At 63.9% G+C, this 13397-nt stretch carries 11 protein-coding genes; 7 read left to right on the forward strand and 4 right to left on the reverse strand.

What is annotated here, in order from left to right; translation table 11 throughout:
* Positions 1–156 precede the first annotated feature (156 nt).
* Both aspT (ACVWYP_RS21215) and aspT (ACVWYP_RS21220) read left to right on the forward strand, forming a co-directional pair.
* Complete coding sequence (gene aspT / locus ACVWYP_RS21215) at positions 157–1848, forward strand: aspartate-alanine antiporter (protein WP_304499684.1); 1692 nt, start codon at positions 157–159, stop codon at positions 1846–1848.
* Between the two features lie 26 nt (positions 1849–1874).
* On the forward strand, positions 1875–3569 hold the full coding sequence (gene aspT, locus ACVWYP_RS21220) for an aspartate-alanine antiporter (protein WP_304500264.1): 1695 nt from the start codon (positions 1875–1877) through the stop codon (positions 3567–3569).
* A gap of 134 nt (positions 3570–3703) precedes the next feature.
* On the opposite strand, the gene ACVWYP_RS21225 is transcribed toward aspT (ACVWYP_RS21220), so the two are convergent.
* Positions 3704–4573, reverse strand: a complete 870-nt coding sequence (locus ACVWYP_RS21225; RefSeq protein ID WP_304499685.1) for an AraC family transcriptional regulator — start codon at positions 4571–4573, stop codon at positions 3704–3706.
* Positions 4574–4713: 140 nt separating this feature from the next.
* On the opposite strand from ACVWYP_RS21225, the gene ACVWYP_RS21230 reads away from it, so the two are divergent.
* The 5 genes from ACVWYP_RS21230 (at position 4714) to dusA (ending at position 10057) form a co-directional block, all read left to right on the forward strand.
* Positions 4714–5958, forward strand: a complete 1245-nt coding sequence (locus ACVWYP_RS21230; protein ID WP_456684136.1) for an MFS transporter — start codon at positions 4714–4716, stop codon at positions 5956–5958.
* On the forward strand, positions 5955–6830 hold the full coding sequence (locus ACVWYP_RS21235; protein ID WP_304499686.1) for a glycine reductase: 876 nt from the start codon (positions 5955–5957) through the stop codon (positions 6828–6830). The genes ACVWYP_RS21230 and ACVWYP_RS21235 overlap by 4 nt, the downstream gene beginning before the upstream one ends.
* A complete protein-coding gene (locus ACVWYP_RS21240) occupies positions 6827–8137 on the forward strand; it encodes a tetratricopeptide repeat protein (protein ID WP_304499687.1) in 1311 nt (436 codons plus the stop codon). The genes ACVWYP_RS21235 and ACVWYP_RS21240 overlap by 4 nt, the downstream gene beginning before the upstream one ends.
* Positions 8138–8228: 91 nt before the next feature.
* Positions 8229–8909, forward strand: coding sequence for a cupin domain-containing protein (locus tag ACVWYP_RS21245; protein ID WP_304499688.1), 681 nt, complete (start codon positions 8229–8231; stop codon positions 8907–8909).
* 161 nt (positions 8910–9070) lie between these two features.
* Positions 9071–10057: a tRNA dihydrouridine(20/20a) synthase DusA gene (gene dusA, locus ACVWYP_RS21250; RefSeq protein WP_453946060.1), complete on the forward strand. Its 987-nt coding sequence runs from the start codon at positions 9071–9073 to the stop codon at positions 10055–10057.
* A gap of 109 nt (positions 10058–10166) precedes the next feature.
* Here the strand turns inward: dusA and ACVWYP_RS21255 are convergent, their stop codons facing one another.
* The 3 genes from ACVWYP_RS21255 to ACVWYP_RS21265 form a co-directional block, all read right to left on the reverse strand.
* The gene (locus ACVWYP_RS21255; RefSeq protein ID WP_369525573.1) at positions 10167–11084 is read right to left on the reverse strand and encodes a LysR family transcriptional regulator; all 918 of its coding nucleotides are present in this window, start codon (positions 11082–11084) and stop codon (positions 10167–10169) included.
* Positions 11085–11246: 162 nt separating this feature from the next.
* Positions 11247–12425 carry a muconate/chloromuconate family cycloisomerase gene (locus tag ACVWYP_RS21260; RefSeq protein ID WP_304499689.1) on the reverse strand — a complete coding sequence of 393 codons (1179 nt, stop codon included), beginning with the start codon at positions 12423–12425 and terminating at the stop codon, positions 11247–11249.
* 68 nt (positions 12426–12493) lie between these two features.
* Positions 12494–13363: an intradiol ring-cleavage dioxygenase gene (locus ACVWYP_RS21265; protein WP_304499690.1), complete on the reverse strand. Its 870-nt coding sequence runs from the start codon at positions 13361–13363 to the stop codon at positions 12494–12496.
* Positions 13364–13397 lie beyond the last annotated feature (34 nt).

Raw genomic sequence — 13397 nt, forward strand, 5'->3', positions numbered from 1 at the left:
AGGCTCTCGCAGCTGCGGTTGACATAGATCAACATCCTGCTCGCCAACCGCCGTCTGATGTCGGCCGATACGGTTGCTCGCCCTTTTCGGCCACCCCTGCACGAGATCGAAGCGGGCGCACGCCGAAGCCCCGGGACAGCATGAACGGGTGACATCATGATCGATTGGCTCTTCCAGACGCTCCGCACCTATCCGGAAATTGCGATCTTCCTCTCGCTGGCCCTGGGCTACTATTTCGGTTCCTTCACCTACAAGGGTCTTGGACTGGGCGCGGTCACCGCGACACTGGTCGCCGCTGTCATCATCGGCCAGATCGGGATCACCATTTCAGGGCCGCTCAAGCCGTTCTTCTTTCTGATGTTCCTGTTTGCAATCGGTTACGGTGTCGGACCGCAATTCGTGCGCGGCATAGCGCAGGACGGCGTCCCGCAGGCCGTTTTCGCGGCGGTGGTCTGCGTCTTCTGTCTGCTGTCGGCTTATCTCGGCGCCAAGCTCGCCGGTTACGACGTCGGATCGGCCATCGGGCTCTATGCTGGCTCGCAGACGATTTCCGCGTCGATGGGGCTCGCGACCGACGCCATCAATCGCCTTGGTCTGCCCGCAGACGAAGCCAAGAAGCTGCTCGATGCCATGCCGGTCGCCTATGCCGTGACCTATATTTTCGGCACGGTTGGGTCGGCGATCGTGTTGGCGCTGCTCGGGCCTGCGTTGCTCGGGATCGATCTCGAGACCGCATGCAAGAAATACGAGGAGGAGCATGGCGGCAAGAAGGAACTGGGCGGCCCGGGTACGGCCTGGCACCAGTTCGATCTGCGTGCCTACCGCGTCAGCGAGCGTGGGCCGGTCGTCGGCAAGACGGTCGAGCAGGCCGAGGCGCTGATTCCCGATCATCGCGTCTTCGTCCTCCGCCTTCGGCGGAGCGGAAAGATCGTGGAAGCAACCTCCGATACCGTGATTCATGCCGGCGATGTCGTCGCCGTCGCCGGGCGCCGCGATGTGCTGGTGCAGCTGATCGGCGAGCAGGCCGAGGAGGTTGACGACCGCGAGCTGCTGGCGGTTCCGATCGAAGGCGTCGATGTCTACGTGACCAGCAAGGACGTCGACGGCAAGACGCTGGAGCAGCTGGCGAAGGAGCCGGGCGCTCGCGGCGTATTCCTGCGCAGGATCGCCCGGGGCGCGATCGCGACCGAGATTCCGATCCTGCCGAACACCAAGATCAATCGGGGCGACATCCTCACCTTGGTCGGCCGCACGTCCGATGTCGCCGCCACCACCAAGCTGCTGGGCCGGCCGGATCGTGCGACAGACGTTGCCGACGTCGCGTTCATCGGCGCCGCCATTGCGATCGGCGCCCTGGTCGGCGCGTTCGTCTACAAGATCGGAAGCGTGCCGCTGACGCTGTCCACCTCCGGCGGCGCGCTGATTTCCGGTTTGTTCTTCGGCTGGCTCCGGTCCGTGCATCCGACCTTCGGCCGAATCCCGTCACCCACCGTGTGGTTCATGAACTCGGTCGGCCTGAACGTCTTCATTGCCGTGGTCGGAATCTCCTCGGGCCCGGGATTTGTCGCCGGCCTGCAAAAGCTTGGCTTCAGCCTGTTCCTCTGGGGCGTCGTCGTGACCACCGTGCCGCTGATCCTGGCGATGTTTGTCGGCAAATACGTGTTCCGCTTCCACGACGCGATCCTGCTCGGGTGCTGCTCCGGCGCGCGCACCACGACCGCTTCGCTGGGCATGATCAACGACCGCGCGAAGAGCCAGATTCCCGGTCTTGGCTACACCGTCACCTACGCGGTCGGAAACACGCTGCTGACGATCTGGGGCATGGTGCTGGTGATGATGATGACATAGCCGCGGCGCGGGACCGTGTTGAGACGATGTTGAGCTGGCTGGCGCAATTTCTCGTTCGTTATCCGGAGCTCGCGCTGTTCCTGGTGATCGCGGCGGGCTACTGGATCGGGAGCTTCAGGATCGGCGCTTTCAGCCTTGGCCCGGTGACGGGAGCGTTGTTCGCAGGACTCGCGGTCGGCGATTTCGCGCACGTGCCCGTCTCAAGCATGACCAAATCGTTCCTGTTCCTGCTGTTCCTGTTTGGGGTCGGTTATTCGGTCGGTCCGCAATTCGTGCTGGCGATGAAGCGCGACGGGCTGAAGCCGATGCTGATGGCCGTTGTTGTGAGCCTCACCGGCCTTGCGGCAGCGATCGTCGTGGCACGCGTGCTGCGGCTCGACCCCGGCTTTGCCGCCGGGCTCATGTCGGGCGCGCTCAGCCAGAGCGCTGCAATGGGTACGGCGACCGACGCGGTCAATTCCCTGCCAGTGTCCGAGGCACAGCGCGCGTTGTTTGTCTCGCACATCGCGGTGGCGGATGCGGTCTGCTACATCTTCGGCTATGCCGGCGTGATCACGTTCTGCACCATCGTCGTTCCGGCGCTGCTGAAGATCGATCTGAAGACCGAAGCGCTCAAACTGGAACAGACCCTGGGCATCACGCGCGCCAAGCCCGGCCTGGCGTCGGCCTGGCGCAAGTTCGAACTGCGCGCCTACCGGCTGGATGCTCACGCTGCGATCGTCGGACTGACAGTTGCGGCCGCCGAAGCTCGCGTGCCCGGGCAACGTGTATTCATCCACCGTATCCGTCGCGGCGAGCGCATCCTCGAGGCGGAGCCTGCAACGGTGCTCGCGGCAGGCGATGTCGTCGCGCTGTCGGCGCCGCGCCAGATCGTCGTCGAACTGATCGAACCGCGCGGCGAAGAGGTCGAAGACCGGGAGCTCCTCGATATCCCCGTGGTCTCGGCGGACGTGTTCCTGATCAACGCGAAGCTCGCAGGCAGCAGTCTCCAGCAGGCGTCGGAACAAGACTGGACGCGCGGCCTTTATCTGCGCTCGGTGAGCCGGGGCGATGAAGCGCTGCCGATCGCTGCCGGCACGGTTCTGGAGCGCGGCGATCTGCTGCGTATCGTGGGTCCTGAAGCCGTGGTGCAGAATGCGGCCAGGAGCATCGGCGTCATCGTTGCGCCGAGCACCACGATCGATTTCGTGGTGCTCGGGCTCGCGATTTTCCTCGGCGGCCTGCTTGGCGTTCTCGTGAGTTTTTCGGTTGGTGGCGTCACCATCTCGCTGAGCACCAGCGTCGGTACGCTGCTCGCCGGACTTCTGGTCGGCTATCTCCGCACACGTCTGCCGTATTTCGGCCGGATCCCCGACGGCGCCATCAGCCTGATGACGTCGCTCGGACTGGCGGCGTTCGTCGGCCTGACCGGGATTCATGCCGGGCCGATCTTCCTTTCCGCAATACGCGAGTCGGGCATCGGGCTGCTGCTGGGCGGCATGATCGTCACCCTGTTGCCGCAGATCGTCGGCTTCTGCTTCGGCCATTTCGTGTTGCGCATGAACCCGATCCTCCTGCTCGGTGCACTGACTGGAGCACAGACGGTCACGGCCGCGATGGCGGCCATTCAGGAGCGCTCGGGCAGCTCCGTGGTGGTGCTTGGCTACACGCCCGCCTATCCGATCTCCAATATTCTGCTGACAACCTGGGGATCGATCATGGTCGTCGTCTTCGCTGGGTGACGGGGCAGGGACGGCCCTCGCTTACCTCGCCATTGAGAATCGCGCGCAAGCGAGCCTTCCCCTGGGTCGGACGACCGCATTTTGCCTGTTCCGAGCTGAACTACGGTTTCCAACGAGTCCGTACGGCTGAAGGGTCAGCGCGACCGGTGGGGCGCATTTTGAGGTCCGGATCGACGCCTTGATGAAGTCGCTCCGCTGGCCGCGTGGCCTAGATTGCGTCGATGTTGCAGGGGACTAATGCGCATTTCGGAGCGAAACATGAATATGAATGCTGAGGCCGATGAGTAACCCAGCCGCAACGCGATCTCCGTGATCGGCAGGTCGCTGCCCAACAACTCGATAGCCTTGAGCAGGCGGAGACGCTGACGCCATGCACGCAAGCTCATGCCGACTTCGCGCTCGAAGTGTCGCGTCAAGGTTCGCGGCGACATGCCGATCTCGCGCCCCCATCTCTCGGCGTGGCGAGGATTCGCGGGATCGGCGTAGAGGGTTTCACAGAGTGCCAGCAGGCCCGGGTGAGTGGGCCAAGGTAACGCTGCCGAGATCGGCGTCGCCCGCCGCAACTGATCGAGGATGAGCGCGATGACGCGAGCGGCGTAGTGACGATCCTCGCTTTTCAGCGACGCGGCTTCCACGATGAGCGTCCGCAGGAGCGGGGACACATGGATGACCGTCGTGCCGGACGTCATGCCCTGGCTGGCAGCATTGGCGACCCAGAGGCTGCGGAATTCCGCTCCCATCAGGGAGCCGACCGAATGCTTCGTACCGGCCGGCAGCCAGACGGCCTGTTCTGGAGAAATGACGACGCTCCGTCCATCCGCGTTCACGGTGAGCGCGCCTGAGATCGCGTAGACGAGCTGATTCCAGCTGTGGCTGTGTTCGGCGAAGTAGCTCCTCGCGGGAAGAGACTGCACCCGAACGATCAAGGGTTTCGGCGATCCGAGGCCGTGCGGGGCATCGACCGTCTTCCAGCCGGCGTTCCCTGGCGAAATGTGACGTTTCATCGATATAAATTGGCAATCTGTAGAAGGAAAAGTCCAGAGATTTCTCCTCTACTCGGACGTGCTGATCCACGGCCCGGTGGACCGGCCACCGGTCTGATCGGCGACGTCGACGGACATCTAACGGCGGAGCAAGCCGCAGCGTGAATTTCAATTTTTCCGCTCCCAGCCATGAGGCGCCGACCGCTATTCGCCGAGAGCGCAGCAATGTCGCAAGGCTTGCCGTCGCCCAGGCCCTCGCAGGCGCCAATTCCACGGTCGTCTATGCAACCGGGGCCGTGGTCGGCGACATGCTGGCGCCCACCAAGGCACTTGCGACGCTGCCGGTCTCGGTTTTTGTTGTCGGCATGGCTCTGTGCACGCTGCCGGCGGGCGTTGTCGCGCAGCGCTATGGCCGGCGCACGACATTCCTGCTCGGCGCAGGTAGCGGCGTCCTCGCGGGCTTGATTGCGCTCCTGGCGGTACTCAACGCGTCGTTCCCGCTATTCTGCACCGGGACCTTCTTTGGCGGCGTCTACGCGGCCGTGGTGCTCTCTTTCCGCTTTGCGGCGGCCGATTGCGCAGCACCTGAACGGCGTCCGCGCGCGCTCTCGGCCGTGATGGCTGGCGGTGTGTTCGCCGGTGTGATCGGTCCACAGCTTGTGACGCACACCATGCACCTGTGGGCGCCGTACCTCTTTGCTGCGACGTTTGTCGGCCAGGCGGTGGTTGCCGCGCTCTCCGCGGTCATTCTGGCGGGCGTTGAGCTTCCTCCGCTGACTGCAACCCATCTCAACGCCGGAAGGCCGCTCGCTTTCATTGCCGGGCAGCCGCGCTTTATCCTGGCCGTGATCTGCGGGGTCGTCTCCTATCTGCTCATGAATTTCCTCATGACGGCAGCTCCGCTGGCGATGAAGCTCTGCGCGCTGACTCAGGAATCGGCCAATCTCGGTCTGCAGTGGCACGTCATCGCGATGTACGCCCCGAGTTTTTGGACGGGCCGCCTGATCGCGCGCTTCGGCGCAACCACGATCGTCGCGGTCGGGATGGTGCTGATTGCGGCCGCTTCGTCGGTGGGCCTGCTCGGGATCGACGTCGTGCATTTCTGGGCGACGCTGAGCCTGCTCGGGATCGGCTGGAACTTCGGCTTCATCGGCGCGTCGGCGATGGTTCTGGAGTGCCATCGTCCCGAGGAAAAGGCGCGCGTTCAGTCGCTCAATGACTTCGTGGTCTTCGGCACGATGGCCGTCGGCTCCTTCCTTTCGGGCGGGCTGCTGTCGTCCTTCGGCTGGTCGACCGTCCTGATGCTGTCGTTCGCACCACTGCTCGGCGCGTTGCTGGCCCTCATCGGCTTTTCAATACCGGCCCGCCGCACGACCAAGTTAGCGTCTCGAGGAGAATCCACATGAGCGTAGCGGAAACCCCGGTTCAATATATGGAGCGAACGCGCCGATATTACCGTGCCCTTGGTTACGACAACGACTATGTCTGGGCGAGCTTTGATGATGTCCCTTTCACCAAACCTGCCAAGCTATCATCGGACCTGCGTATCGCACTGATTACCACGGCCAGTCCGCCGGATTTTGACGGCGTCAAACGCGTGTGGTCGGGTGTGGTTTCGCCGCCGCCGAGGAAGCTGTTTACCGACAACGTTGCATGGGACAAGGAATCGACCCACACCAATGATCCGGGCAGCTTCTTGCCGGTAGAAGCCGCTTTCGGACTGGTCGGCGAGGGCGCCCTCGTCGGACTGACCCGGCACTTTCACGGCGTGCCGACAGAATACAGCCAACGGAAAACGAACGCGGAGGATGCACCTGAAATCCTGGTACGGGTTCGAAAAGACGGGGCGGATGCTGCGATCCTTTGCCCCCTTTGCCCGGTATGTCATCAGACCGTAAGCTTGGTGGCCCGGCATCTGGAAGCGAACGGCATTCCGACGGTCATTATCGGTTCGGCGCAGGATGTCGTGAAGCACTGCGGCGTGCCACGGTTCTATTTCACGGATTTCCCGCTGGGCAATCCTTGCGGGCATCCCTGGCGACCGGACATGCAGCGCGAAATCATGCGCCAGGCGCTCGCCCTTTTTGATACGGCGACGGCGCCGCGAACGACTGTGAAAGCGCCTTTTGCATGGAAGGAGGACGGTTCCCTCTGGCGGCCCCGGTATGGAAGAGTAAATCCAGAGGATCGAGAGCGGCTGCTCAAGCTGGGTGATGAGCGCCGCCGGCGGCAAGCCAAAGCCAAGCAGGTTTCCATGGAGGGAGTGTCATCAAAATGACCGAGAGTTCGATGGGAAATCGGGTGCGCGTTCTTGAAGACCGTTACGGTAACCCCTTGAGCACAAGCTCTGCCGCCGCCCGCGACGCATATGTCGCCGGCGTCGACAAGCTGCTCGCGGCCGGCTCGGGAATTGACCAGGCATTCCGCGACGCGATCGCCGCCGACGAAGGTTTTGCGCTCGCGCACATCGCGCTTGCGCGAACCCTGCAACTGCTCGGTCGCGGCAACGAAGCCAAAGCGCCGCTCGAACGCGCGATCGCGCTGGCGCCGGCTACGACTTCGCGCGAGCAAGGTCATATTGCGATCTTTGCCAAGATCCTGAGTGGTCAAGGCGCTGCGGCGGTTTCGGCGATCGCCGAACATATGAAGCACTGGCCGCGCGATGCCATGGTGCTGGCACCGGCCACCGGTGTGTTCGGCTTGATCGGCTTCTCGGGCAAGTCCGGCCGCGAGGTTGAGCAACTGGCGATGCTGGAGCCGCTGGCAACCCATTATGGCGATGACTGGTGGTTTCGAACGGTGCTCGCGTTTGCGGAAATCGAACTGCACAGGCTCGACACTGGTTTCAGGAATATCGAGACCGCACTTCGTGGTTGTCCCCGCAACGCTCACGCTGCGCATATCAAGGCCCATCTGTTCTATGAGAAAGGACAGCGCGAGGAGGGGCTAACTTACCTCGAGCAATGGAACGCCGCCTACCCACGCGAGGGGCAACTGCATTGCCATATCAGTTGGCATCTTGCCCTGTGGTCGCTGGAGACCGGCAGGCGGGATCAAGCCTGGAAGATCTATCGTGAGGCGCTGCATCCGGGCGGCTCGTGGGGGCCGCAAATCAATGTCCTCACGGATTGCGCGTCGTTCCTTGCGCGCGCCGAGATGGCGGGCGAGCCGCGACATCCGGAACTGTGGAGCGAGATCAGCCGGTATGCGGCGAAGTGGTTTCCCAACTCGGGGATCGTCTTTGCCGACATGCACGGCGCGCTCGCCTTTGCAATGGCTGGCGATGCCGAGGCTCTGGCCGGCATCATCGAGAACCCGAAGGGACCCGCCGCGGACATGGTGGTGCCCATCGCGCGCGGCTTCGATGGTTTGGCCAAGGGCGACTGGACACGGGTCGTCGATGAGCTAAGGCCCGTCCTGGCAACCCATGAAAGGGTTGGAGGCAGCCGCGCCCAGCGCGACCTGCTCGAATATTCCGTGACTTGCGCCTTGCTGCGCAGTGGTCGCGCCGACGAGGCGCGGCGGCTGATCGCGTCACGACGACCGCAGAATGCGGCGAGTGGCATTCCGCTCGCAGGGATCTAAACCTGTCCTGGTTGAGGGATCTGCACTGGTCAAGCGATCCGAAATGGCGAAGCGGTGGGTTTTGGATGGCGCCACCTGAGGGAGAGCAACGATGCGCATCAACGATGATCTGTCGAAGCCCGTTATCGTTCACGCTTCGAAACTGGACTGGGTGGCCAGTCCGTCGGCCGGCGTGGATCGGCGCATGCTGTTCCGCATCGGCGGCGAAGTCGCGCGCGCCACCTCGATCGTGCGCTATGCTCCCGGTAGCGCCTTCCCGCGTCATACGCATGGCGGCGGAGAAGAGATTGTCGTCCTTGAAGGTATTTTTCAGGATGAGCATGGCGACTATCCCGCGGGCAGCTACTTCCGCAACCCTCCGGGGACGTCACATGTCCCCGCCTCGAAGGACGGCTGTACCATCTTCGTGCGGCTCTGGCAGTTCCGGGACGAGGACCGGACCCAGGTCGTGCGTCAGCCAGGTGAGGGCCAACAGCTTGCGCCGCGCCCCGGTGCAAGCAGCGTCAGCGTGCTATTTGACGACGGCCACGAGGAGGTCCGCCTTGAAGACTGGCGGCCGGGCGAAGTCATCAGCCTTGCGAACGCGCGCGGGCTCGAGTTCTTTGTTCTATCGGGGGGACTGACGATCGGGGGCGAGACGCTGCAGCCGCAGGGCTGGGGTCGGCTACCCGCCGGCGTCGACCTGAAAGCGACGGTGGGCCCGCAGGGCGCGAAAATCTGGATCAGGGAGGCGCCGCTGCTGCATCCGGATGTCTGTCGACTTCCCGGGTAGCCGCGACAATTCTGACCGCCTCTGCGCTGAGCTCCTCGTAACGGCGAAGCTACTTTGCATGGGGTTGTTTTCGATATTTTGGTCGGGCCGGGCCTGTTCCGCCGGGCAGCGCTTCGAAACATCATGTTGCATCGAACCGGTGTTGCGGCTACGCAATTGAGATGACATGGAAATTTTCCGTCGCCCCGATGATGGACTGGACCGACCGGCATTGCCGGGTCTTCCATCGGCTGATGTCGCGGCGGGCGCGGCTGTATACAGAGATGCTGACGACCGGCGCCATCATCCATGGCGACCGGGCGCGGCTGCTCGGCTTCGACGCCAGCGAGCATCTGGTGGCGCTGCAGCTCGGCGGTTCCGATCCGCGCGATCTGGCGACCGCCGCAGAGATCGGCGAGCAGTTCGGCTACGACGAGGTTAATCTCAATGTCGGCTGTCCCTCCGATCGGGTGAAGGATGGCCGCTTCGGCGCCTGCCTGATGGCCGAACCGGCGCTGGTCGCCGAAGGCGTTGCGGCGATGAAGCGTGCGGTGCGGATTCCCGTCACGGTGAAATGCCGGATCGGCATCGACGACCAGGATCCGGAAGTCGCGCTCGACACGCTGGCCCGCGGCGTGATTGCCGCCGGCGCGGATGGGCTTGTCGTGCACGCGCGCAAGGCCTGGCTCAACGGATTGTCGCCGAAGGAGAACCGCGACATCCCGCCGCTCGACTACGATCGGGTCTATCGCCTCAAGGCGGCGTTGCCGCACGTGCCCATCATCATCAACGGTGGCATCACCAGCCTCGCCGAGGCGAAGCGGCATCTGGCGCATGTCGATGGCGTGATGCTGGGGCGGGCGGCCTATCAGGAGCCATGGCGGCTGCTCACCGTCGATTCCGAGCTGTTCGGCGAAACGCCGCCGCACGCCACGATGAAGGACGTGTTCGCGGCCATGCTGCCCTATATCGACCGGCAACTGGCCGAGGGCACCCGGCTGCATTCGATCACGCGGCATTTCGTCGGCGCCTTCCATGGCGTCCCCGGTGCGCGCGCGTTCCGCAGGTATCTCGCGGAGAACGGCGTTCGGCCGGGGGCTGACATCGACGTGCTGCGCGAGGCGATCGCACGCGTTGACGATCGCCCGCTTGCGTCGGTCGCGGCCTGAGAGCGCTGGTTTAGAGCCCCGTTTCGATGGAATCGGAACGGGGCTCTAGATTCCCTGTTTTGACGCGTTTTCTTCACGCGAACCGGTATCCACTTCGCTCGAAAACGCACTAATGCTTGCGCTGACGCCGCGTGACGTCTTGAGCGACCTTCAGGAAATTGAACAGATGCGGCATCCGGTTGTCGCGCCGGTAGTTCAGTGACAGCGCAGTGCCCGGATTGTGTCCCTCATAGGCGCGGTAGGCGACGCCCGGCCGTTCCGCCTCCGAAACCGATTTCGGCACCAGCGCGATGCCGACGCCGACCGACACCAGGCTGATGGCGGTCTGGTAGTCCTGCGCCAGCACCTGCGATTTTGGAATGAAGCCTTCTTCGAGGCAGATATTGAGGATGTGGTCGGCGAAGCTCGGGCGCGGCTTGCGTGGGTAGAGGACGAACGTCTCGGCCTTCAGCGCCGCCAGTCGCGGGACCTGCTGATCGAGCAGGGGTGAAGTATCTGACAGCGCGAGGATCAGCGGCTCCTGCAGCAGCGGCTCCGACTTCAGCTCCTCGTCGTCGAGCGAGGGCCGGGCGATGGCGATATCGATCTCGCGCTGGATCACCGCGCGCTTCTGTTCGGCGTTGTTCATCGCCGACAGCGCGAGCTCGACGTCAGGATAGGCCGAACGAAACGCCTGGATCACGCTCGGCAGCACGCCATAGGTCGCCGATCCGACGAAGGCGACGCGCAAATGCCCGGAAAAGCCTTCGCCGATCCGTTTGATCTCGCGGTGCGTCCGGTCGAGCCGCTCCAGGACGTCGCGCGCCCGCTCCAGCAGAACGCTGCCGGCCTGGGTCAGCCGGATCTGGCTGCGGCTCCGGTCGATCAGCGTGACGCCGAGATCGCTCTCGAGTTGCGCGATTTGCCGGCTGAGCGGCGGCTGCGCGATCGCAAGCCGCGACGCGGCACGGCCGAAATGCAATTCCTCGGCGACGGCGACGAAATAGACCAGCCGCCTGAGATCCATGACATCGTCGCGATCGGTCACGGCTAGCCGAACGCTTGTTCGCGCGCTTCCAAGGAAGCCGCGGAAAAATCCTGCCGGGTTCGATATCGCGTGGTCATCAGCGCACGATCGAGATGGTTCCAGCGCGAAGACTGGGCGTGGGTCCCTGGATTGTCAATTGCCCGCGGGAACGACGCCATCCGGCTAGTCCTTCCGGGCAAAGGTGCGGATCTTGTCCTCGTCGACCTCTACGCCGAGACCGGGGCCATCAGGGACACAGATCTCGAACTCGTCGAATCTGATCGGGTTGACGACCAGATCCTCCACGAGGATTCGCGGACCGAAATGTTCGGTGCCCCATTCGAGCCTGGGCAGGGTGGCGAAGGCGGCGAGATGCGCCGCTGCGCCGATGCTGCTCTCCAACAGGCAGCCGCCATAGAGCTCGAGCCCGTGCGCGGCCGCGACCGCAGCGGCGCGCTTCATCTCGAACAGGCCGCCGCTCTTCACGAGCTTCAGCGAGTAGACGCTGCCGCAGCCCATCGCGCCGGCGCGCGCGATGTCCTCCTTGGTGAAAGCCGCTTCGTCGACCAGCAACGGAATCGAGGTGCGGGCCGCGACACGCGCCATCGCTTCCAGTTGCAGCGCCGACACCGGTTGTTCGATCAGGGCAACATCCAGCTCCTCCAGCGCGGGCATGAAACGGATGCATTCGGCCTCGGTCCAGCCCTGATTGACATCGACGATCAGGCGCACCTCGTCGCCGAGCCCGTCGCGCAATGCTTGCAGCCGCTTCAGATCGGCCTGCGGCCGGTTGAAGCCGAACTTGATCTTGAACTGGCGGTGCTCGCGGCGCCGAAGCTTCTCTTTCGCTTCTTCCACCTCCTGGCCGCTGTCGCCCGAGGCCAGCGCCCAGATCACCTCCATGCGTTCGCGCACGGCGCCGCCGAGCAGCGCGCTGGCGGGCAGGCCGAGCGTCTTGCCGGCGGCGTCGAGCAGGGCGGATTCGATCGCGCCCTTGGCGGCGAAATTGCGGGTGGCGGCCTTGCTCATGCGCAAGGCATTGGCTTCGAAGGCGAGGGCAGGCTGTCCGAGCAGCGCCGGCGCCAGATAATTTGTGATCGCGGCCTCGATCGATTCCACGCTCTCCTCGGCCCAGCGCGGCCCGCCGAGCGTCGAGGCTTCGCCGATGCCCGTCACGCCGTTATCGAGCAGGACGCGCACCAGCACGTAACCCTGATGCGTGACTTCCGTGTTCGAGAGCTTGTGCCGGCGGCGGGTCGGCGCCTCCACGATGGTCGCGCGGATACTGCGGATCGCAGTGTCCTTTGCGTGAGCCTGCACTCGCTCCACGGGCTCGGCGATTTCGATCACGGCACGACTCATATGTCCTCGCAGGTCAGTTCAGAATGAGCCCTGCCAGGCTGGTGGAGCCTGGCAGGACGTAACGGGCATTATTCGGCGGCGACGAGCCGTTCGACGGCGGCTTTCTTGAGCTTGAAGTCGAAGTTGAGCACCAGATCGGTGTCGGCGCCGGCGGGGGCCTTGGCGAACTTGCCGATCAGGCTCTGCTTCACGGCGAACACCGAGTCGTTGTCGAGGTACTTGGTCTCGGAATCGTAGATCTGCGAGATCAGCGATTGATAGCCGTCCTTCGAAAGCATGAAGTGGATGTGGCCCGGACGCCAGGGATGGTGGCCCATATACTTCAGCAGCTCGCCGCCGGCGCCGTCATAGGGGATCGGGTAGGGCTCGGGGCGGAGCGCCACGAAGGCATATTCGCCGTTGGCGTCGGTCGTGAAGCGTCCGCGCAGATTGTAGGCCGGCTGTTCCGGATCCTGCAGGTCGTAGAGGCCGTTCGGCGCGTCTTCCCAGACGTCGATCGTGACGCCCTCGATCGGCCGCCCCGCCGTGTCGCTGATGCGCCCGCTGACCTTGACGGTCTGCGCGTTGTCGAACGTCTTCTTGATGATGGAGGCGCCCTTGGCCAGCACGGGCGGGTTTTCCCGATAGAACGGCCCGAGCACGGTGGATTCGCTCTCGCCATCGGTGACCCGGTGGTCGAGAATGTCGACCAGCACCTCGACGCCGAGGATGTCGGCGATCAGGATGAACTCGTTGCGCTTCTCGTCCGAGATGTCGCCGGCGCGGCGCAGGAATTCGCATGCGGCGAACCACTCGGCGAAGGTCAGGTCGACCTCCTTGCAGAAGTCGTGCATGTGGCGGATCAGGCTCGTCATGATCTGACGGTTGCGATCCGGAATGTCCTTCGAGAGCGCGGCGATCACGTGGTCGGTGATGGTGTCCTTGTTGACGTTCAGCATGGTCGTTTCCTCCTTTTCTTGCAGTTTGCTCAAA

It is taken from the genome of Bradyrhizobium sp. USDA 3262 (assembly GCF_054060035.1).

What these genes read in the sequence shown, in the direction of transcription:
- aspT (WP_304499684.1), top strand. Translation starts at nt 157, where the DNA reads ATGATCGATTGGCTCTTCCAGACGCTCCGCACCTATCCGGAAATTGCG.
- aspT (WP_304500264.1), top strand. Translation starts at nt 1,875, where the DNA reads ATGTTGAGCTGGCTGGCGCAATTTCTCGTTCGTTATCCGGAGCTCGCG.
- ACVWYP_RS21225 (WP_304499685.1), bottom strand. Translation starts at nt 4,573, where the DNA reads ATGAAACGTCACATTTCGCCAGGGAACGCCGGCTGGAAGACGGTCGAT.
- ACVWYP_RS21235 (WP_304499686.1), top strand. Translation starts at nt 5,955, where the DNA reads ATGAGCGTAGCGGAAACCCCGGTTCAATATATGGAGCGAACGCGCCGA.
- ACVWYP_RS21240 (WP_304499687.1), top strand. Translation starts at nt 6,827, where the DNA reads ATGACCGAGAGTTCGATGGGAAATCGGGTGCGCGTTCTTGAAGACCGT.
- ACVWYP_RS21245 (WP_304499688.1), top strand. Translation starts at nt 8,229, where the DNA reads ATGCGCATCAACGATGATCTGTCGAAGCCCGTTATCGTTCACGCTTCG.
- dusA (WP_453946060.1), top strand. Translation starts at nt 9,071, where the DNA reads ATGACATGGAAATTTTCCGTCGCCCCGATGATGGACTGGACCGACCGG.
- ACVWYP_RS21260 (WP_304499689.1), bottom strand. Translation starts at nt 12,425, where the DNA reads ATGAGTCGTGCCGTGATCGAAATCGCCGAGCCCGTGGAGCGAGTGCAG.
- ACVWYP_RS21265 (WP_304499690.1), bottom strand. Translation starts at nt 13,363, where the DNA reads ATGCTGAACGTCAACAAGGACACCATCACCGACCACGTGATCGCCGCG.